Origin of the sequence: Nocardiopsis chromatogenes YIM 90109 (assembly GCF_000341185.1) — a bacterium.
Lineage (GTDB): Bacteria > Actinomycetota > Actinomycetes > Streptosporangiales > Streptosporangiaceae > Nocardiopsis_A > Nocardiopsis_A chromatogenes.
The window spans coordinates 1-20,396 of record NZ_ANBH01000198.1 but is presented as its reverse complement, the minus strand read 5'-3'; the positions used below and the strand labels follow the sequence as shown (position 1 = coordinate 20,396).

General features: G+C 73.4%; 19 protein-coding genes and 1 pseudogene. 3 read left to right on the top strand and 17 right to left on the bottom strand.

Annotated elements, in window-relative coordinates; genetic code table 11:
• Positions 1–580 (bottom strand): LysR family transcriptional regulator (locus D476_RS0119170; RefSeq protein ID WP_040726668.1); only part of this gene is annotated, 580 nt, incomplete at its 3' end.
• Positions 581–654: 74 nt separating this feature from the next.
• On the opposite strand from D476_RS0119170, the gene D476_RS0119165 reads away from it, so the two are divergent.
• Both D476_RS0119165 and D476_RS0119160 read left to right on the top strand, forming a co-directional pair.
• Positions 655–846 (top strand): hypothetical protein, encoded by a 192-nt coding sequence (locus D476_RS0119165; RefSeq protein ID WP_017625547.1) that lies wholly within the window; start codon positions 655–657, stop codon positions 844–846.
• 153 nt (positions 847–999) lie between these two features.
• Entirely contained in the window at positions 1,000–1,764 is a 765-nt protein-coding gene (locus D476_RS0119160) for an IclR family transcriptional regulator (RefSeq protein ID WP_026123655.1), read from the top strand.
• 174 nt (positions 1,765–1,938) lie between these two features.
• Here D476_RS0119160 and D476_RS0119155 read toward each other — a convergent pair whose 3' ends face one another.
• The 9 genes from D476_RS0119155 to uvrC all read right to left on the bottom strand — a co-directional run bounded on the left by D476_RS0119155 (position 1,939) and on the right by uvrC (position 11,187).
• On the bottom strand, positions 1,939–2,337 hold the full coding sequence (locus D476_RS0119155; RefSeq protein WP_083939573.1) for an RNA polymerase-binding protein RbpA: 399 nt from the start codon (positions 2,335–2,337) through the stop codon (positions 1,939–1,941).
• A gap of 86 nt (positions 2,338–2,423) precedes the next feature.
• Complete coding sequence (gene secG / locus D476_RS0119150) at positions 2,424–2,660, bottom strand: preprotein translocase subunit SecG (RefSeq protein WP_017625544.1); 237 nt, start codon at positions 2,658–2,660, stop codon at positions 2,424–2,426.
• Between the two features lie 249 nt (positions 2,661–2,909).
• Positions 2,910–3,692, bottom strand: coding sequence for a triose-phosphate isomerase (tpiA, locus tag D476_RS0119145; protein ID WP_017625543.1), 783 nt, complete (start codon positions 3,690–3,692; stop codon positions 2,910–2,912).
• 15 nt (positions 3,693–3,707) lie between these two features.
• The gene (locus D476_RS0119140; RefSeq protein ID WP_017625542.1) at positions 3,708–4,895 is read right to left on the bottom strand and encodes a phosphoglycerate kinase; all 1,188 of its coding nucleotides are present in this window, start codon (positions 4,893–4,895) and stop codon (positions 3,708–3,710) included.
• A gap of 84 nt (positions 4,896–4,979) precedes the next feature.
• Complete coding sequence (gene gap / locus D476_RS0119135; protein WP_026123654.1) at positions 4,980–5,984, bottom strand: type I glyceraldehyde-3-phosphate dehydrogenase; 1,005 nt, start codon at positions 5,982–5,984, stop codon at positions 4,980–4,982.
• A 230-nt stretch (positions 5,985–6,214) separates the two neighbouring features.
• Entirely contained in the window at positions 6,215–7,195 is a 981-nt protein-coding gene (gene whiA, locus D476_RS0119130; RefSeq protein ID WP_017625540.1) for a DNA-binding protein WhiA, read from the bottom strand.
• A 40-nt stretch (positions 7,196–7,235) separates the two neighbouring features.
• A complete protein-coding gene (locus D476_RS0119125; protein WP_017625539.1) occupies positions 7,236–8,225 on the bottom strand; it encodes a gluconeogenesis factor YvcK family protein in 990 nt (329 codons plus the stop codon).
• 90 nt (positions 8,226–8,315) lie between these two features.
• The gene (gene rapZ / locus D476_RS0119120; RefSeq protein ID WP_026123652.1) at positions 8,316–9,200 is read right to left on the bottom strand and encodes an RNase adapter RapZ; all 885 of its coding nucleotides are present in this window, start codon (positions 9,198–9,200) and stop codon (positions 8,316–8,318) included.
• Between the two features lie 4 nt (positions 9,201–9,204).
• Complete coding sequence (gene uvrC / locus D476_RS0119115; RefSeq protein ID WP_017625537.1) at positions 9,205–11,187, bottom strand: excinuclease ABC subunit UvrC; 1,983 nt, start codon at positions 11,185–11,187, stop codon at positions 9,205–9,207.
• 154 nt (positions 11,188–11,341) lie between these two features.
• On the opposite strand from uvrC, the gene D476_RS0119110 reads away from it, so the two are divergent.
• A complete protein-coding gene (locus D476_RS0119110) occupies positions 11,342–12,559 on the top strand; it encodes a mechanosensitive ion channel family protein (RefSeq protein WP_026123651.1) in 1,218 nt (405 codons plus the stop codon).
• 15 nt (positions 12,560–12,574) lie between these two features.
• Here the strand turns inward: D476_RS0119110 and D476_RS0119105 are convergent, their stop codons facing one another.
• From D476_RS0119105 to D476_RS0119075, 7 genes and pseudogenes are all read right to left on the bottom strand, one after another.
• Positions 12,575–12,982, bottom strand: coding sequence for a Rieske (2Fe-2S) protein (locus D476_RS0119105; RefSeq protein WP_017625536.1), 408 nt, complete (start codon positions 12,980–12,982; stop codon positions 12,575–12,577).
• 171 nt (positions 12,983–13,153) lie between these two features.
• Positions 13,154–13,684, bottom strand: a complete 531-nt coding sequence (locus D476_RS0119100; RefSeq protein WP_017625535.1) for an RDD family protein — start codon at positions 13,682–13,684, stop codon at positions 13,154–13,156.
• Entirely contained in the window at positions 13,681–14,166 is a 486-nt protein-coding gene (locus D476_RS0119095; RefSeq protein WP_239648761.1) for an RDD family protein, read from the bottom strand. The genes D476_RS0119100 and D476_RS0119095 overlap by 4 nt, the downstream gene beginning before the upstream one ends.
• Before the next feature lie 174 nt (positions 14,167–14,340).
• Complete coding sequence (uvrA, locus tag D476_RS0119090) at positions 14,341–17,175, bottom strand: excinuclease ABC subunit UvrA (RefSeq protein ID WP_017625533.1); 2,835 nt, start codon at positions 17,173–17,175, stop codon at positions 14,341–14,343.
• A 232-nt stretch (positions 17,176–17,407) separates the two neighbouring features.
• Positions 17,408–18,448 carry a TerC family protein gene (locus tag D476_RS0119085; protein WP_017625532.1) on the bottom strand — a complete coding sequence of 347 codons (1,041 nt, stop codon included), beginning with the start codon at positions 18,446–18,448 and terminating at the stop codon, positions 17,408–17,410.
• A gap of 343 nt (positions 18,449–18,791) precedes the next feature.
• Positions 18,792–19,867 (bottom strand): annotated as a pseudogene (locus tag D476_RS33850) (glycosyltransferase family 4 protein).
• Positions 19,836–20,396, bottom strand: a 561-nt coding sequence (locus D476_RS0119075) for a lipid II flippase MurJ (protein WP_026123650.1), incomplete at its 5' end; no start/stop codon positions are given. The gene D476_RS0119075 and the pseudogene D476_RS33850, both read right to left, overlap by 32 nt.

The following is a 20,396-nucleotide window of genomic DNA, read 5'->3' as shown; positions in this document are numbered from 1 at the left end:
GCCCGCCCGCGCCCCCCCCCGCCGCCGCCCGCCCGGCCAGCCGGTGCCCGTCCGGAACGAACAGGTCCAGCGGCTCGCGCAGCAGGGGGCGCTGCTCGAACCGGCGGTCGTCGGCGGGCGGCCCGTCCGGCGGCGGCACGGTCAGGGCGATGTCGGCCCGTCCCGACAGCAGGGCCTCATAGGCGGGCGGCCCGTCGGCCTCGGCGACCTCCACCGACAGCCGGGGCGCCCGTGCGCGCAGCAGGGCGGCGGCCGGGGCGGCCAGGGTGGACACCGCGGTGGGGAAGCCGGTCAGCCGCAGCACACCGGTGCGGCCTTCGCCGTGCGCGGCGAGGTCGGCCAGGGCGCGCTCCCAGCGCTCCTCCATGGCGTCGGCGTGCTCCAGCAGCACCTGCCCCTCGGAGGTGAGGCGGATCCCGCGCCCCTGCGGGGCGAGCAGCTCCACGCCCAGGTCCCGGCCGAGGGCGCGCACCTGCTGGGACACGGCGGAGGGGGTGAGGTGCATGGCGTCGGCGGCGGCGGTGACGGTCCCGTGGTCGGCCACGGCTCTGAGCACGCGCAGACGGCGGACATCGATCATGTAGCCGATGCTACACGGTTGCGTTCACAAAGTTGAGATGGACCTGAACGGTACCGGCCGTCCAGACTGAACCCATGGACACCGAAACCGCACCCCGCCCCGATTCCGACCTCGGCCGCTGCCCCGGCTGCGGGCGCCCCGACGGCACCGACGAGCACGTGGTCTCACGCCACCGCGTGTCCTTCGGGACCATCGCCTACACCCGCTGCGCCTGCGGCCGCCTCAGCGTCCGCACCGAGCGCGCCGACACCTTCCTGGTGAGGTGAACCATGGCCGCACCGCGCACGGAGGGCGCCGGCACGAAGAGGCCGGCGCGCCTGCCGCGATCGCGCCGCCCGGCGGGCCGCCTGCGGCCGGGGACCGGGCGCCGGTGGAGGCGCCGGACCGCTGCCCCCGGCTGACGTGCCACAATGCGGAGCATGTCGCATGTACCGGCTGCCACCCGGGCCCTGCGGATGCTGCGGCACCTGGCCGGGCGGTCCGGGCCGGTGTCGGCCTCGGCCCTCGCCTCCGAGCTGGGGCTGCCGCGGTCGAGCGCCTACCAGCTCCTCGAAGCCCTCGCCGAAGAGGGGTTCGTCGTCCACCTGCCCGAGGAGCAGCGGTGGGGCCTGGGCGTGGCCGCCTTCGAGATCGGCTCGGCCTACCTGCGCCACGACCCCCTGGAGCGGCTCGCCCGCCCCCTGCTCTCCCGCCTGTGCGAGGAGACCGGCGCCACCGCCCACCTGGGCATCCTGCACGGCCGCGACACCCTCTACCTGCTCAAGGAGCAGCCCCCGCACGCCCCCACCCTCATCACCGGCGTGGGCGTCCGCCTGCCCGCCCACCTGACCGCCTCCGGGCGGGCCCTGCTGGCGCACCTGCCGCGCGCCCAGGTGCGGGCGCTCTACCCGGGCGCCGAGTCGTTCGTCGACCGCACCGGCCGCGGCCCCGCCGCCCCCGGTGCGTTGCGCGAGACCCTGGCCGCCGAGCGGCGCCAGGGCTACTCGCTCGAAGAGGGCCAGGTCACCGACGGCTTCTCCTCGGTGGCGGCCGCCGCCTTCGACCACAACGCCGCACCGGCCGCCGCGATCAGCCTCACCGTGCCCTCCGAACGGCCCGTCACCCCCACCGCCCTGGCCTCGCGCGCCCGGGACGCGGCGGCCGAGCTGACCCGGCGGCTGGGAGGGAGGGGGCCGACGGCCTGAACCGGCAGAACCGGGCGGGCCGCCCCGGGCGCGGAACGGCGAAGGACGGGGACCCCTCGGGGTCCCCGTCCTCGTGTCGTCGTCAGGCTCTCGCGCGGCCTGGGCCCGGCCGTCGCCTGGGCCCGGTCCCTGCGCGCGGCCCGGCGGCACCGCCCGGGCGCGGGCGCAGCGGCCTCAGCGCCCGGCCTTGGCCTTGGCCTTCGCCTTGGCGTTGGCCTCCATCTCGGCGCGGATCTCGGCGCGCTCGGCGCGGAGCTTGGCCAGGGCCTCCTCCAGGATCGCCTTGCCGTCCTCCTCGCTGCGGCGCTCCTTCACGTAGGCCAGGTGCGTCTTGTAGGGCTCGGTCCGCGGCGGGGACGGCGGGTTCTCCGGGTCCTTCCCGGCGGGGAACCCGCAGCGGGGGCAGTCCCACTCCTCGGGGACCGCGGCCTCGTTCGAGAAGCTCGGCACGACCTCGTGCTTGTTGGCGCAGTAGAACGGGACCCGGATGCGCGGCGCGGACTCGCCGCGCTCGGCCTCGCCCATCGGGCCGGCGCCCACGCGGCTGCCACGGATGGCGCTGCCACTACCCACGGAACTCTCCTTCGGCGGACACGCCCCGCCGAGGGCGGGGCGGAGTTGAGACGGTCGCGCGCCCGGGGGCGGGCGCGGCGCAGTGTTCAGGCGCCCCGGTTGATGAGCAGGCCGAGGACGACGATCGCGACGATCCAGACCAGGGCCGTCACCACGGTGATCCGGTCCAGGTTGCGCTCCACCACCGACGATCCGCCGAGTGAGGAGGTGACGCCGCCCCCGAAGAGGTCGGACAGGCCGCCGCCCTTGCCCTTGTGCAGGAGCACCATGAGGACCAGCAGCAGGCTGCAGAGCATCACGAGGATGGACAGACCGAGGATCACACGCTCACCCGTATCTCGACCCCGACGTGGGGAATTGACGACCTTGGGTCCCGAGACCCGCTTGCTCGCCGCTCGGCTGGGACGCCGACGGGGCCGGCGGCCCGGCGGAGGAGGGACCGGGGACAGTATCTGGAATTCTAACGCGAACGCGGGGCGCACGTACGCCAGGAGGCGGAGCCTCCGGGGAAGTGTAGCGCGCCCCGCACTCCGGGCGTCACCGGGTGTGGGCACCCGGCGACGCCCGCGGGGTCACGTGCCCAGCCGCGCCAGCTTGGCGAAGTCGTCGGCCTTCAGGCTCGCGCCGCCCACCAGGGCGCCGTCGATGTCGGCCATGTCCATGATCCCGGCGATGTTGTCGGGCTTGACCGACCCGCCGTAGAGCACCCGCGTCCTGGCGGCGGTGGCCTCGTCGTACAGCTCGGCCAGGGTGGAGCGGACCGCGGCCCCGCACACCTCCTGGGCGTCGTCGGGGGTGGCGACCTCGCCGGTGCCGATGGCCCACACCGGCTCGTAGGCCACGACCAGCCGCTCGACCTGCTCGGCGGTGAGCCCGTCGACGGCCTTGCGCACCTGCTCGGCGGTGTGCGCGACGTGGTTGGAGGCCTTGCGCACCTCCAGGCCCTCGCCCACGCACAGGATCGGGGTGATGTCGTGCGCGAACGCCGCCTTCACCTTGGCGTTGACCAGCGCGTCGTCCTCGGCGTGGTACTCACGGCGCTCGGAGTGCCCGGCCAGCACGTAGGAGCACCCCAGCTTGGCGAGCATGGAGCCGGACACCTCGCCGGTGTAGGCGCCCTTCTCGTGCCGGGAGAGGTCCTGGGCGCCGTAGCCGATGCCGAGCTTGTCGCCGTCCACCAGGGTCTGCACGCTGCGCAGGTCGGTGAAGGGCGGGAGGACGACCACCTCGGCGCGGTCGTAGTCCGCGGCGTCGAGGGCGAAGGCCAGCTTCTGCACCAGCGCGATCGCCTCGAGGTGGTTGTTGTTCATCTTCCAGTTGCCGGCGATGAGCGGCTTGCGCTCGGGCTGTGCCATGTCGGTGCTTTCCTCTCAGTCCTGAAGGGCCTCGATGCCCGGAAGGGACCTGCCCTCCAGGTACTCCAGGCTGGCGCCGCCGCCGGTGGAGATGTGGCCGAAGCCCGCCTCGTCGAAGCCGAGGGCGCGCACGGCCGCGGCCGAGTCGCCGCCGCCGACGACGGTGAAGGCGGGCGAGTCGACGAGCGCCTGCGCCAGGGCGCGGGTGCCGTGGGAGTAGGGCTCCATCTCGAACACGCCCATGGGGCCGTTCCAGAAGACGGTTCGGCTCTCGCGCACCTTGGCGGCGAACAGCTCGGCGCTGCGCGGGCCGATGTCCAGGCCCATCCGGTCGGCGGGGATGGCCTCGACCGGAACCGGCCCGTGCGGGGCCTGGGCCGAGAAGGACTCGGCGGCGACCACGTCGACCGGCAGCACGATCTCCACGCCGCGCTCCTCGGCGTCGCGCAGGTACCCGGCGACGGTGTCGACCTGGTCGGCCTCCAGCAGGCTGGACCCGACCTCGTAGCCCTTGGCCTTGAGGAAGGTGTAGGCCATGCCGCCGCCGATGACCAGGCGGTCGGCGGTGCCCAGCAGGTTGGCGATGACGCCGAGCTTGTCGGAGACCTTGGCGCCGCCGAGCACGACGGTGTAGGGGCGCTGCGGGTCCTCGGTGAGGCGGCGCAGCACCTGCACCTCGGCCAGCACCAGCCCGCCGACCGCGTGCGGCAGCCGCCGGGGCAGGTCGTAGACGCTGGCGTGCTTGCGGTGCACGGCGCCGAAGCCGTCGCCCACGTACAGGTCGGCCAAGTCGGCCAGGCGGTCGGCGAACGCGCCGCGCTCGGCGTCGTCCTTGCTGGTCTCGCCCGGCTCGAAGCGCAGGTTCTCCAGCAGTGCCACGTCCCCGTCGGCCAGGCCGCCGACGGCCGCGCGGGCGGCATCGCCCGCGGTGTCCTCGGCGAAGGCGACCGGGGCGCCCAGCAGCTCGCCGAGGCGCTCGGCGACGGGGCGCAGGGTGAAGGCGGGGTCCGGGGCGCCCTTGGGGCGGCCCAGGTGGGCGGCGACGACCACCCGGGCGCCGCGGCCGCGCAGCTTCTCGATGGTGGGCAGGGCGGCGCGGATCCGGCCGTCGTCGGTGATGCGCCCGCCGTCGAGGGGGACGTTCAGGTCGGACCGGACGAACACCCGCTTGCCCGCGACGTCGAGGTCGTCGATCGTCCGCATGCTCTTCTCCGTTGTCGGATTCATGGGTGGGTGGAACGCTCCGGGCGGCGCGCCCCGCTGGGAGCGCGCCGCCCGGAAGAGCCCTTACAGGCCGGTGCCGACCAGCTTGGCGGCGTCGACGAGGCGGTTGGAGTAGCCCCACTCGTTGTCGTACCAGCCCACGATCTTGACCGTGTTGCCGAAGGCCATGGTGAGCGCGGAGTCGAAGGTGCAGGAGGGCGAGGTGCCGACGATGTCGGAGGAGACGATCGGGTCGGCGGTGTAGCGCAGCACGTTCTTCAGCGGACCGTCGGCGGCGGCCTTGAACGCGGCGTTGACCTCCTCGGCGGTGACGTCCCGCTCGAGCTCGACGACCAGGTCGGTCACGGAGCCGTCCGGCACCGGGACGCGCATGGCCATGCCGTCCAGCTTGCCCTTGAGCTCGGGCAGCACCAGCGCGGTGGCCTTGGCGGCACCGGTGCTGGTGGGGATGATGTTGGTCCCGGCGGCACGGGCCCGGCGCAGGTCCTTGTGCGGGAAGTCCAGGATGACCTGGTCGTTGGTGTAGGCGTGGACCGTCGTCATCAGGCCCTTCTTGATCCCGAAGGAGTCGAGCAGGACCTTGGCCATCGGCGCCACGCAGTTGGTGGTGCACGAGGCGTTGGAGACGACGTGGTGCCGGGCCGGGTCGTACTTGTCGTCGTTGACGCCCATGACGACGGTCATGTCCTCGCCCTTGGCCGGGGCGGAGACGATGACCTTCTTGGCGCCGGCCTGGATGTGCTTCTTGGCGTCCTCGGCGTTGGTGAAGCGGCCGGTGGACTCGATGACGACGTCGACGCCGAGCTCGCCCCAGGGCAGCTGGGCCGGGTCGCGCTGCTCCAGGGTCTTGACGGTGGTGGTGCCGACCCGGATGGAGTCCTCGCCCACCTCGACGTCGCCGTCCAGGGTGCCCAGCACCGAGTCGTACTTGAGCAGGTGCGCCAGGGTCGCGTTGTCGGTGAGGTCGTTGACCGCGACGATCTCGACCTCGCTGCCGGCGGCCTGGGCGGCGCGCCAGAAGTTGCGGCCGATCCGGCCGAATCCGTTCACGCCTACACGGATGGTCACGGTAACCAGTCTCCTCACGTAATTCGCGCGGGCGGAATGTATGCGCCGGGGGTGTGTGGTGCCGAGCCTATCGCCCCGCCGCGGCGCCGGGCCCAGTGTGGCACCGCTCCGGACCAGAGGACTAGACCATTTTCAGAAGTTTTCGCAGGCCGTTCGCGCCTCACAAAGGCGAACACCCGCACCCGGGGTGACCGGGAAGAATTCTGATTCCTTCACACGGATTCACATGCTCAGGGGACGAGCATGTCGGGGGTCAGGTTGGCGTCGGTGCCGGGGATACCAAGGTCACACGCGCGCTTGTCGGCCATGGCCAGCAGCCGCCGGATCCGCCCGGCGATCGCGTCCTTGGTCAGCGGCGGCGTGGACAGCTGGCCCAGCTCCTCCAGCGAGGCCTGCTTGTGCGCCAGCCGCAGCCGCCCGGCCGCCACCAGGTGGTCGGGGGCCTCCTCGCCGAGGATCTCCAGCGCCCGCTCCACCCGCGCGCCCGCGGCCACCGCCGCCCGGGCGCTGCGCCGCAGGTTGGCGTCGTCGAAGTTGGCCAGCCGGTTGGCGGTGGCCCGCACCTCGCGGCGCATCCGCCGCTCCTCCCAGGCCAGCACGCTCTGGTGCGCCCCCAGCAGGGTGAGCAGCGCCCCGATGGAGTCGCCGTCGCGCACCACCACCCGGTCCACGCCGCGCACCTCGCGCGCCTTGGCGTGCACCTTGAGCCGCCGGGCCGCCCCCACCAGGGCCAGCGCCGCCTCCGGGCCCGGGCAGGTGACCTCCAGCGACATCGACCGGCCCGGCTCGGTCAGCGAGCCGTGCGCGATGAACGCCCCCCGCCAGGCCGACTCGGCGTCGCACGCGCCCCCGGCCACCACGTGCCGCGGCAGCCCGCGCACCGGGCGCCCGTTGTTGTCGATCAGGCCCGTCTGCCGGGCCAGGCTCTCGCCGTCCTTGATCACCCGCACCACGTAGCGGTTGCCCTTGCGCAGCCCGCTGGGGGCCAGGACCACCACCTCGGACTCGTGGCCGAAGACCTCGGAGATGTCCTTGCGCAACCGGCGGGCGGCCGCCCCGGTGTCCAGCTCGGCCTCGATCACGATCCGCCCGCCGACCAGGTGCAGCCCCCCGGTGAAGCGCAGGATCGTGGAGACCTCGGCCTTGCGGCAGCACGGTTTGAGCACCGACAGCCGGCTCAGTTCGTCCTTGACCACGCCGGTCATCGCCATGGATGCGGTCCTCCCCCTGGAACTCGTCTACCCTGGCAGACTACTGGTCCGCGCCCCGGAACACCCGGTCGAACACGGCGGCCAGGCGGTCCGGGTCGTGGCGGGGGGTGCCGTCGCCGACCGCGACATCGTCGAGCACGAGCGCGCCGCCCAGCCGCGCCGCCGCCTCCCGCAGCGGCCCGGCGTCCTGCACCACCGACCGGTCGGCCAGCACCACGTCCACCCCCAGCTCGGGGGCGTGCTCCTCGAGCACCTGCAGGTAGGTCTCGGGCCGGAACCCGTCGGTCTCGCCCCGCTGCGGGGACAGGTTGAGCGCCACCACCCGCCGCGCCTCGGTGTCGACCAGCGCCCGCGCCAGCTCGGGCACCAGCAGGTGCGGCAGCACGCTGGTGAACCACGACCCCGGGCCGAAGACGACCCAGTCGGCCTCGTGCACCGCCTTGACCGCCTGCGGGGAGGCCGGGGGCGCCTCGGGCAGCAGGGAGATCGAGCGCACCCGGCCGCCGGTACTGGCGCAGGCCACCTGGCCGCGCACGGTCACCACCTCGCCGGGGCGCCCGGGGTCGGCCCCCTCCACCTCGGCGGCGATGTCCAGCGGCACCGAGGACATCGGCAGCACCCGGCCGTGCGCCCCCAGCAGCTGGCCCACCCAGTCCAGCCCGGCCACCGAGTCGCCCAGCAGCTCCCACAGCGCCACGATCAGCAGGTTGCCCACGGCGTGCCCGTGCAGCTCCCCCTCGCTGCGGAACCGGTGCTGGACCACCTCGCTCCAGGTGTGGCCCCACTCGTCGTCGCCGCACAGCGCCGCCAGCGCCATCCGCAGGTCGCCGGGGGGCAGCACCCCCAGCTCGCGGCGGAGCCGCCCGCTCGATCCGCCGTCGTCGGCGACGGTGACCACGGCGGTCAGATCGGTGGTCACCCGCCGCAGCGCCTGCAGGGACGCCGACAGCCCGTGCCCGCCGCCCAGCGCCACCACCCGGGGCGGCGGCCCGTCGTCGTCGGGCGGACCGGTCCGCGCGCCTGCTCCCATGTTCGTCACCGGCCCAATGGTAGGCACCCCGGGCAGGGTGCGCGATCCGACGCCCCTGCCGCCGCCCGCGCCCGCTCCCGGGCCCACGCCCTACTCGCGTCCGACGTCGCGGTGCACGACGTGCACCTCCACGCCCTCCTCGCCGAGGATCTCGCCGAACCGCTCGGCCATGGCGACGCTGCGGTGCTTGCCGCCGGTGCAGCCCACCGCGAGCGTCATGTAGTGCTTGCCCTCGCGCCGGTAGCCCTCGATGAGCAGGCGCAGCACCTCGGTGTAGGCGTCCAGCATCTCCTTGGCTCCGCCCTGGGCCAGCACGTACTCGCGGACCGGCCCGTCCCGCCCGTTGAGCGGGCGCAGCTCGGGCACCCAGTGCGGGTTGGGCAGGAAGCGGCAGTCCAGCACCAGGTCGGCGTCGACCGGCAGGCCGTGCTTGAACCCGAACGAGACCACGTTGGCGCGCGGCTTGGCCTCCTCGGCCTCCCCGAAGAACCCGATCACCTTGGCCTTGAGCTGGTGCACGTTGCTCTGCGAGGTGTCGATCACCAGGTCGGCCTCGCCTCTGATGGCGCGCAGCGTCTCCCGCTCGCGGGCGATGCCGTCGGTCAGCCGCCCCTCCCCCTGGAGCGGGTGCGGGCGGCGCACGCTCTCGAAGCGGCGCACCAGCGCCTCGTCGCTCGCCTCCAGGAACACCACCCGGGCGGCGATGCCGCGCGAGCGCAGCGCCTCCACCGTGGACAGCAGGTCCTCGGTGAAGGCCATGGAGCGCACGTCCACCACGGCCGCCACCCGGGGCACCGCGCCGCGGGTGCGCCCGGCCAGCTCGATCATGGTGGGCAGCAGTCCGGGCGGGAGGTTGTCCACCACGAACCAGTCCAGGTCCTCCAGGGCCCGGGCGGCGGTGCTGCGCCCCGCCCCGGACATGCCGGTGACGATCACGATCTCCGGCGGCAGCTCCGCACTGAGTCCCTCCGCCATCAGGTCATCCCCCATCGTTGCGTTCCTGTCCACCGTTGAGGTGGGCGTGCACGGCCTCGGCGGTGGCCCGGCCCACCCCCGGCACCTGCGCGATCTCGTCCGGCCCCGCCGCCTTCAGCTTCTTGACCGAGCCGAAGTGCTTGATCAGCGCGTTGCGGCGGGCCGGGCCCAGGCCCGGGACGTCGTCCAGTGCGCTGCCGGTCAGCGCCGCGGAGCGCTTCTTGCGGTGGTAGGCGATGGCGAAGCGGTGCGCCTCGTCGCGCACCCGCTGCAGCAGGTAGAGCCCCTCCCCCGCGCGCGGCAGGATCACCGGGTCCTCCTCGCCGGGCAGCCAGACCTCCTCAAGCCGCTTGGCCAGGCCGCACACCGCGACGTCGTCGATGCCCAGGTCGTCCAGCGCCCGCCGGGCCGCCTCCGCCTGCGGGCGGCCCCCGTCCACCACCACAAGGTTAGGCGGGTAGGCGAACTTGCCGGGGGCCGCCCCCTCCCCCTCGGGCGGGGAGCCCCGGCCGGGCCCCTCCTCCCCCATGGTGGCCAGCTCGCCGCTCTTGCTGCCCTCCTCCAGGTAGCGGCTGAAGCGGCGGTGGATCACCTCGTACATGGAGGCGACGTCGTGCTGCTCCCGGTCGCCCTTGGCGGTGCCGCGGATGGAGAAGCGCCGGTACTCGCGCTTGCGCGCCAGGCCGTCCTCGAAGACCACCATGGAGGCCACCACGTGCTCGCCCATCAGGTTGGAGATGTCGTAGCACTCGATGCGCAGCGGCGCCTCGGCCAGGTCCAGGGCCTCCTGGACCTCCTGCAGGGCGCGGCTGCGCGTGGTCAGGTCCCCGGCCCGCTGCGTCTTGTGCCGGGCCAGGGCCTGCTCGGCGTTCTTGCCCACGGTCTCCAGCAGGGTCTTCTTGTCTCCCCTCTGGGGTACCCGCAGGTCCACCCGCGCCCCCCGCAGTTCCGAGAGCCAGTCGGTGACCGCGTCGCGGTCGGCGGGCTCGGCCGAGACGAGGACCTCCCGCGGCACACCCGCGCCCGAGGGGCCGTCCGAGCCGCCCGCGTCCCCGCCGCCGTAGGCCTGGGCGAGGAAGCGTTCGACGAGGCCCCCGGTGCCCACGTCCTCGACCTTGTCCACCACCCAGCCGCGGCGCCCGCGGATGCGGCCCCCGCGCACGTAGAAGACCTGGACCGCGGCCTCCAAGGGGTCCTCGGCGAAGGCGATGACGTCGCAGTCGGTGGAGTCGGAGAGCACCACCGACTGCTTCTCCAGCGCGGTGCGCAGCGCCTCCAGGTCGTCCCGGATGCGCGCGGCGCGCTCGTACTCCTGCTCCAGGGCGGCCTCGCGCATGGAGCCCTCCAGCGCGCGCATGAAGCGCCCGGTGTCCCCGGCCATGAACGCGCAGAAGTCCTCGGCCAGCTCGCGGTGGTCCTCGGCGCCGATCCGCCCGGTGCAGGGGGCCGCGCACTTGCCGATGTAGCCCAGCAGGCAGGGGCGCCCGCTGTTGCGGGCGCTCCGGAACACCCCTGCCGAGCAGGTCCGCACCGGGAACACGCGCAGCAGCAGGTCGACGGTCTCCCGGATGGCCCAGGCGTGGCCGTAGGGGCCGAAGTAGCGCACGCCCTTGCGCTTGGCCCCCCGCATGACCTGCACCCGGGGGTACTCCTCGCCCATGGTGACGGCCAGGTAGGGGTAGCTCTTGTCGTCGCGGTACTTGACGTTGAAGCGGGGGTCGTACTCCTTGATCCAGGAGTACTCCAGCTGGAGGGCCTCCACCTCGGTGCCGACGACCGTCCAGTCGACGTCGGCGGCGGTGGAGACCATGGTCTGCGTGCGGGGGTGGAGCGCGGCGAAGTCCTGGAAGTAGGAGGAGAGCCGCGCGCGCAGGTTCTTCGCCTTGCCCACGTAGATGACCCGCCCGTGCTCGTCACGGAAGCGGTATACCCCGGGCGAGGTCGGGATCGAACCCGGGCTGGGGCGCAGATGGGGTCGGACCGTCATGGCTCCATTGTGGTCGGCCCCGGGGACGTTCGACCAATCGCCCGGAACACCCGTCATGTCCGGCTCAGCGGTATACACGGTCCCAAACGTCACGATTCCGCATCCGAATGCCCTAGGTTGGTCGAGGACCCCGGAAAGGAAGGGCGACGGAGCCATGGACCTCATGCAGTGGACGGGCATCGCGATCGCGGTGCTGGTGGCGACGGGCCTGGTGGCGGTCGTGCACTGGCTGCTCACCCACCAGCTGTCCAAGGTCTGGACCCTGGCGGGCTACCTGGTCAAGCGCTGCCGCTACTCGGCCTATGTCGCGGCGGCGGCCATCGGGGTGAACCTCTCCCTGCCGAGCGTGTCCGAGATGGAGGACCGCTCGCTGTACGGGCCGATCAACCACGCCCTGGCCATCGCCATGATCATCGGCGTCACCTGGCTGGCGACCTCGGCGGCCTACGCGGTCACCGACGCGGTGCTGGCCAAGCTCGCCGACAGCAACGGCGACGCCGACCGGCGCGCCCGCCGCCTGCGCACCCAGGTGCGGCTGACCCGGCGCGTGGTGACCGGCGTCATCGTGGTGATCGCCACCGCCTCGGTGCTGTTCACCTTCGACTCGGTGCGCCTGCTCGGCGCCGGGCTGCTCACCTCGGCGGGCGTGGTCGGCATCGTGGCCGGCGTCGCCGCCCAGTCCACCCTGGCCAACCTGTTCGCCGGGCTGCAGCTCACCTTCGGCGACGCGCTGCGCATCAACGACATCATCGTCTTCGAGGGCGAGTGGGGCCGGGTCGAGGAGATCAGCCTCACCCACGTGACCCTGCGCATCTGGGACGAGCGGCGGCTGGTGGTGCCGGTGGCCGACTTCACCAGCAAGCCCTTCGAGAACTGGACCAAGCACGGCACCGAGATCACCGGCACGGTGGTCCTCCAGGTGGACTGGGAGGTGCCGATCGAGGAGATCCGCCGCGAGGTGGGCGCCTTCGTCACGGCGCACCCGCTGTGGGACGGGCGCCGCTGGTCGGTGCAGGCCATCGACGTGCTCGACGGGGGCGTACAGCTGCGCGCGGTGGTCACCACCGCCGACTCCGACGCGCGCTGGGACCTGAGCTGCGACCTGCGCGAGCACCTGATCACCTACATCGCCGAGCACTTCCCCGAGGCGCTGCCGCGCCGCCGCACCGAGTTCATCGCGGGCGACGCCGAGGCGGCCGAGCGCGCGCTGCGCTCCGAGGAGGGCGAGGACGGCAGGTCCGCCGTCCTCTCCGCGGCGATCGGCGGCCGCGGCCGGTCGGCCCAGGCCCCGGACGGGGCCCTGGGCGGAGGCGGCCGGCGCTCGGACGCCTCCGACGACAGCGGAGACGACGGCGGCGACGGGGGCATCTAGGGCCTGAGCCGGGGATCACGCCCCCTGCTCGCCCTCCAGGGTGATGTCGGAGCCGTCCACGGTGATGTCGAAGCGCTTGAGCGGCTCGGTGGCCGGGCCCTCCACCGGCTCGCCCGTGGCGAGGTCGAACCTGCTGCCGTGGCACAGGCAGTGGATGTCCTTCTCCACCTCCTGGATGGTGCACCCCGAGTGCGTGCACACGGCGCTGAACGCGCGGAAGTCGCCCTTCTCCGGCTGGGTGAGCACCAGCTTGCCGCGCACGATGACGGTGCCGCCGCCCTCGGGCACCTCGTCGGTCTGCGCCACGACATCGCCCATGAGCGCGTCCTGCGGCTCGGGCTCGTCGCCGCCCCCGCACCCGGCGGCCCCCAGCGCCGCCGCCCCGGCCGCTCCGGCGGTCCCGAGCATCCGCCGCCGCGTCATCCCGCAGCACGATCCCCCCGCGCCCATGCACGGCTCCTTTCCGCACCGCCGCGCCTTCTACTACGCGACGTAGTATCGCCGGGACGCACTATACGACCCCCACAGGGCCGCCGTGACATCCCCCCGCTCCCGTCGTAAGGCGGCACGGGGACCGAGGCCGGTGAGGGCCCGTCAGCGGGCGGTGAGGATCACGGTCCCCGCGACCTTGTCGTGGAGGCCCTGGCGGTTGGGGCGGTCCCACAGGGGCCACAGGCCGAACAGCAGCATGCCGATCAGGGCCAGGGTCCACAGGGTCGCGGCGGAGAAGGCGAAGAGCACCGGCGCCCACAGCAGGGCGCCGCGGGCGACCGAGGCCGTCACCGGCAGCGGGCCGGGGTACCCCGCGCCCTCCAGCGGGCCCACCCGGAGCCCCGCGACGCGCATGCCCAGCGTCCTCCGCCACCGGGTGACGCAGACCGCCTCATAGGACGTGCCCGCCAGGAAGGCCACCACCGCGGTCAGGATGCCGAAACTGGACGACAGGTTCCGCCCGCCGGTCAAGGCGAGCACCCCGGTCGCCATCAGCGCCAGCAGCGCCGCCACCAGGAACGCCGGGAGGACCACCACCACGGTGTCGATCAGGCGCCCCACGGCGCGCTGCCCCCACGAGGCGAGCGGAAGCCGCTCGGGGGCCGACACCTGGTGCGCCTGCGGGTAGCTCATGGCTCGACTTTACCGAGCCGCGCCACGACCCCCGTCCCCGCGAGGCGGTCGTGCAGCCCCCGGTGCCGCGGCCGGTCCAGGAGCGCCGAGAACGGCGCGTAGACGGACACCATGAGGGCGATCAGGTTCACCAGCGGGACGAAGTACACCAGCAGGTACCCGAACAGCACCGTCGAGCGGATCAGCACCGCCCTGGGGGTGGGCGGCTCGGGGTCCAGCCGCACCTTCAGCAGCAGCTTGCCGGGGGTGGCGCCGTACACCCCGGTGAGCACCACCTCGTACCCGGCATAGACGACGAACGCCGCCACCGCCAGGACGGCCCCCGACAGCAGCGTCGGCGACGCCACGTCCGCCCCGCCGGGCAGGACCGGGTCCAGCCCGGCGCTGACCGCCAGATTGATGCCGGTGGCCACGGCCAGGTCGACGACCCGGGCCACGACCCGCCGGCCGAACAGCGGCCACTCGCTCTCTCCACGTTGCACTCCCCCAGCCTACGGGTCAGCTGGCGTGGCGGGGCGAGGAGACGTCGAGGCCGCCGCCCCCCGACCACTCGGCCGGGGCGCGCTTCGGCGACGGCGTCCTGTCCGACGGCGCGCGCCTGTACGCCGAACTGGCGCTGCGCCGCGTCGCCCGCCCGGGCCGGGGGTGAGCGCGCCTCACATGATCTCGGCGAGGAAGCGCCCGGTGTAGGAGGCGGGCACCCGGGCGACCTCCTCGGGGGTGCCCTCGGCCACCACGGTGCCGCCGCCCGAGCCGCCCTCGGGGCCCATGTCGATGATGTGGTCGGCGGTCTTGATCACGTCGAGGTTGTGCTCGATGACGATGACCGTGTTGCCCGCGTCGGCCAGCCGGTTCAGCACGCCCAGCAGCTTGCGCACGTCCTCGAAGTGCAGGCCGGTGGTGGGCTCGTCCAGCACGTAGACGGTGCGGCCGGTGGAGCGGCGCTGCAGCTCGGTGGAGAGCTTGACCCGCTGGGCCTCGCCGCCGGACAGGGTCGTCGCGGGCTGGCCCAGGCGCACATACCCCAGCCCCACGTCGTTGAGGGTCTGCATGTGCCGCCGGATCGCGGTGATGGGCCCGAAGAAGTCCAGCGCCTCCTCGATGGTCATGTCGAGGACCTCGGCGATGTTCTTGCCCTTGTAGTGCACGTCCAGGGTCTCCCGGTTGAAGCGCGCCCCGTGGCACACCTCGCAGGGGACGTAGACGTCCGGCAGGAACTGCATCTCGATCTTGAGCGTGCCGTCGCCGGAGCAGGCCTCACAGCGGCCGCCCTTGACGTTGAAGGAGAACCGGCCCGGCTGGTAGCCGCGCACCTTGGCCTCGGTGGTCTGGGCGAACAGCTTGCGGATGTGGTCCCACACGCCGGTGTAGGTGGCCGGGTTGGAGCGCGGGGTGCGCCCGATGGGGCTCTGGTCGACGTGCACGACCTTGTCCACCTGGTTCAGCCCGTTGACCCGCACGTGGCGGCCGGGCACCGCGCGGGCGCCCTGCAGCTCCTTGGCCAGCACCTTGTACAGGATCTCGTTGACCAGGGTGGACTTGCCCGACCCGGACACGCCGGTGACGGCGGTGAACACGCCCAGCGGGAAGGCGGCGTCGATGCCCCGGAGGTTGTTCTCCCGGGCGCCGCGCACCACCAGCTCGCGGCCCTTGGTGCGGGGGCGCCGCACCTGCGGCACCTCGATCTCGCGGCGCTTGGACAGGTAGTCGCCGGTGGCCGAGTCGGGGCTGTCCAGCAGCTCCTTGACGGTGCCCGAGACCACCACGGACCCGCCGTGCTCCCCGGCGCCGGGGCCGATGTCGACCACCCAGTCCGCGGCGCGGATGGTGTCCTCGTCGTGCTCGACGACGATCAGGGTGTTGCCGATGTCGCGGAGCCGCTGCAGCGTCTCCAGCAGCCGGAAGTTGTCCCGCTGGTGCAGCCCGATGGAGGGCTCGTCCAGCACGTAGAGCACGCCCACCAGTCCCGAGCCGATCTGCGTGGCCAGCCGGATGCGCTGGGCCTCCCCGCCGGAGAGCGACCCGGCCGGGCGCTCCAGGCTCAGGTAGTCCAGGCCCACGTCCAGCAGGAAGCCAAGGCGGGCGCTGATCTCCTTGAGCACCTGGGCGGCGATGGCCCGGTCGCGCTCGCTCAGGTCCAGTTCGCGCAGGAACGCGGCGGCCTCGTCCAGCGGCAGCGCGGCCACCTCGGAGATGGAGGCCCCGCCGACCTTGACCGCCAGCACCACCGGCTTGAGGCGCTTGCCGTCGCAGGCGTGGCAGGGCACGGTGCGCATGTAGCCCTCCAGCCGCTCGCGGCTGAAGTCGCTCTCGCTCTCGGAGTGGCGGCGCTTGATCCAGGGGATCACGCCCTCGTAGGAGGTGTAGTAGGAGCGCGTGCGCCCGTAGCGGTTGCGGTAGCGCACGTGCACCTGGGTGTCGTGGCCCTCCAGCAGCGCCTTGCGGGCCTTGCGCGGCAGCCGCTCCCAGGGGGTGCCCAGGTCGAAGCCCATGGCGTCGGCGACGGCCTGCATGAGGCGGCCGAAGTACTCGGCGGCGTGGCCCCCCGCCCAGGGGGCGAGGGCGCCCTCTTCGAGGGTCTTCTCCGGGTCGGGCACGACCAGCTCGGGGTCGACCTCCATGCGGGTGCCCAGCCCGGCGCACTCGGGGCAGGCGCCGTAGGGGGAGTTGAAGGAGAAGGAGCGCGGCTCCAGCTCCTCGAAGGACAGGTCGTCGTAGGGGCAGTACAGGTGCTCGGAGAAGACCTTCTCGCGGTCGGCCGTGCCCTGCTCGGCGTCGACGAAGTCGAGCACGATGGTGCCGCCGGCCAGCTTGAGGGCGGTCTCCACCGAGTCGGTCAGGCGCTTGGCGGCCGACGCCTTGACGGTGAGGCGGTCGACCACCACCGAGATGTCGTGCTTCTCGGTCTTCTTGAGGGCGGGCGCCTCGTCCAGGCGCACGGCCGCGCCGTCCACCACGGCGCGGGTGTACCCCTTGGCCTGCAGGTCCTTGAAGAGCTCGGCGTACTCGCCCTTGCGGCCCCGCACCACCGGCGCCAGCACCTGGAAGCGGGTGCCCTCGGGCAGCTCCAGGACGCGGTCGACGATCTGCTGCGGGGTCTGGCGGGCGATCTCGCGGCCGCACTCGGGGCAGTGCGGCACGCCGATGCGCGACCACAGCAGGCGCAGGTAGTCGTAGACCTCGGTGATGGTGCCGACGGTGGAGCGCGGGTTGCGGCTGGTGGACTTCTGGTCGATGGACACCGCCGGGGAAAGGCCCTCGATGAAGTCGACGTCGGGCTTGTCCATCTGGCCCAGGAACTGGCGGGCGTAGGCCGACAGCGACTCCACGTACCGCCGCTGCCCCTCGGCGAAAATGGTGTCGAAGGCCAGCGAGGACTTGCCCGACCCGGACAGCCCGGTGAACACGATCATCGCGTCCCGGGGCAGGTCGAGCGAGACGTCCTTGAGGTTGTGCTCGCGGGCACCCCGGATCACCAACTGATCGGCCATTTCGCTCCATCCGCCGGTATCGGCACGGGCGCGCCTGAGGCGCGCGGGGACGTCGAAGGCTCCGGCCCTCAAGCCTAGAGGCGGTCGGTGACGTCCGGGCGACGTTCGCACGAGAGCCCCGCGAGGGCCGTGGCCTTCCTGGTCAACGCATCGCGGGCGGGGATTCTTCCGGGCCGGGGAATGCGACGCGGCGNCCCTTTGGAGCCGCAGCCCTCCCGGCCGGCCGCCCCGGTCAGTTCGTGCGGTCGGCCCGGACGCCCTCGCCGTCGTCCTCGCCGGCGTCCCCGTCCGCTGAGGCCTCCCGCGCGGAGCCGCCGCGGGAGGAGAGCAGGCTGGCGACGATGGTGACGGCCATCACGCCGATGATGACGGTCAGCGAGGTGGCGATGCCGATCTCGGGGACGTGCACCCCGTTCTCGTGCAGGGCGTGCAGGATCATCTTCACGCCGATGAAGGCCATGATGATGGACAGGCCCCAGCTGATGTAGACCAGGCGGTCCATCAGCCCGGCCAGCAGGAAGTAGAGCTGGCGCAGGCCCAGCAGCGCGAAGGCGTTGGCGGTGAAGACGATGTAGGCGTCCTGGGTGAGGCCGAAGATCGCCGGGATGGAGTCGACGGCGAAGACCAGGTCGGTGACGCCGATCGCGACGATCACCATGAGCATCGGGGTGACGTGGCGGCGGCCGTCCAGCCGGACGGTGAGCCTGGCGCCGTGGTAGTCGTCGGCCACCGGCCAGACCTTGCGCACCATGCGCACGGCGAAGCTGTCGGAGTAGTCCTCGTTCTCGTCGTCGCCCTTCATGTGGTCGCGGACGATCTTGACCGCGGTGTAGATGAGGAAGGCGCCGAACAGGTAGAAGACCTCGCTCCAGGCGTTGATGGCCTGGGCGCCCACGGCGATGAAGATGCCGCGCATGACGAGCGCGATGACGATGCCGACCAGCAGCACCTCGTGCTGGTACTTCTTGGGCACCGCGAACGCGCCGATGATGAGGTAGAAGACGAAGAGGTTGTCGACGCTCAGGCTCTTCTCGGTGATGAACCCGGCGAAGTACTCGCCCGCGGCGGTCGCGCCGCCGAAGTACCACACGCCGAAGCCGAAGACCACCGCGATCGCCATGTAGAAGGCGGCCCACCAGGCGGCCTGCTTGACGCCGAACTCCTTGGGCCCGCTCTTCTTGCTCCACGGGTGGTCGACGATGGCCAGGTCGACGGCGAGGATGGCGACCATCGCGCCGATGGTGGCGAACCACACCCAGGTGGGGACGTCCATAGAGTTCTCCTCCGGTCGAAGCGCCCGCTCCGCGGGCACGCTTGCCAACCGGAGGTCTCTCCCGCCCCTGCAGGCAGGCCGAAGGGCCGCTGTTCACAGGGACCGGCGGCACCGGGCCCGCGCCTTTGCGGACCGTGATGACGACACCGCCGTCGAAGTAGGGATACTCCCCTCACGACGGACCACGGGAGGGCACACGGGACGACGCCCGCGCCTCCGCGGATCCGACCCCAATCATGCCATCCCATCCGGGTCTCGTGAACACGGTATGCGCCAATGTCGCGTCAAACACGTCGTCCCGGACACCTCCGCCGGGCCGCCGGCCGGACCGGGAAGCCCGCTCTCACCTCGCCAGAAGCCCGTACAAGCCCTCAAGCTGGTCGGCGGTGTCCTCCTCGGTCGGCAGGCGCCCGGCGGCCTCGCGGGCCCGGCCGGACATGCGCCCGGACAGGCCCGGCTCCTCCAGCACCCGCCGCACGGCCGCCGCCAGCGCCGCCGGGTCGCCCGGGGGCACCAGCAGCGCGCAGTCCTCGTACAGGTCGGCGATGCCGCCCACACGGGTCGCCACCACCGGCAGCCCGGCCCGCAGCGCCTCCATGACCACCAGCGACGGCCCCTCCCAGCGGCNGGCAGGACGAACGCGTCGGCGGCGGCGAGCAGGTCCCCCACGTCCGTGCGGTGGCCCAGCAGCAGGACCGGCGCCCCTTCCGCACGGATACGGCGCTCCAGCCCCGGGCGGAGCGGCCCCTCCCCCGCGATCGCCACGAGCGGGCGCGTCCCGCCCGCGGCCGCCTCCGGCACCGCGTCCAGCAGGACCTCCAGGCCCTTCTGCGCGGCCAGGCGGGCCACCACCAGAAGCAGCGGGCGCTCCGGGCCCACGCCCAGCTCGGCGCGGACCCGCGCCCGAGGGCGCTCCGGCGGCGCCAGCGGAGGAGCGGCCACCACGGCCCGTGCGGTGCGGCGCGCCCCCCGGGCGCGCATCCGCTCCACCAGGTCGCCGGAGACGCCCAGGACCGCGTCGGCGAGCAGCGCCACCACCCGCTCCAGCGCCGGGTAGACCAGCGCGCGCGGCCCGGACAGGTCCGGGGGCGCGTTGTGCACCGTCACCGCCAGCGGCCCGGCCCCCGCCAAGGCGCACAGCGCCCCCGCCCGCACCCCGTGCGCGTGCACCACGTCCGCCCCGGACCCCAGCCGCGACAGGCGGGCGGCGGCCGCCGCGTCACGCAGCGGGCGGAGCCCCGCGCCGATCTCCACCGGCGCGAAGCGGGCGCCGACCCGGTCGAAGGCGAACAGCCCGCCCGCCTCGGACGGGCCCAGCACCGCCACCCGGTGCCCGCGCCCGGCCAGCAGCCGCGCAACCGAGCGCACGTGGTTGCCCACCCCGCCGCTACTGGTGCCCAGGACCAGCGCGATCCGCATCCTGCTCCGCCTTCCTCGCCGTCAGCCCTCTCAGCCTCGCCGCCGCCGCACGCACCGACCGTGCGTCGACCGCGCCGGCCACCGCACCGAACACCACGAGGGCGACCCCGCCCGACACCGCCACCGCCGCCAGCGCGGACACCGCCCCGGAACCGTAGTGGCCCACCTGCTCGGCCGACCACCACCCGGCGGCGAACCCGGCGGCCGCGCCCGACGCCGCGGCCAACAGCGAACGCCCGGCCCCGGCCAGCGCCCCGGGCCCGTGGGCGGCGCGCACCCCGGCCCCCAGCAGCACCGCCGCCAGGGTCAGGCCCAAGGCGGCGCCCGCCCCCAGCGCCGCCACCGTCCAGTCCGGAGGCAGGGCGGCGACCAGGCCCGCTCCCGCGGCCATCACCACCGCCCAGCCGACGATCTGCGCCAATGCGGCGCGGCGCCCGTGCCCGGAGGCGTACAGCCCCCGGCTCAGCAGCGCCACCAGACCGAAGCCGACGATCCCCAGCGCGTAGGCGGGCAGCGCCCGCTGCAGCGC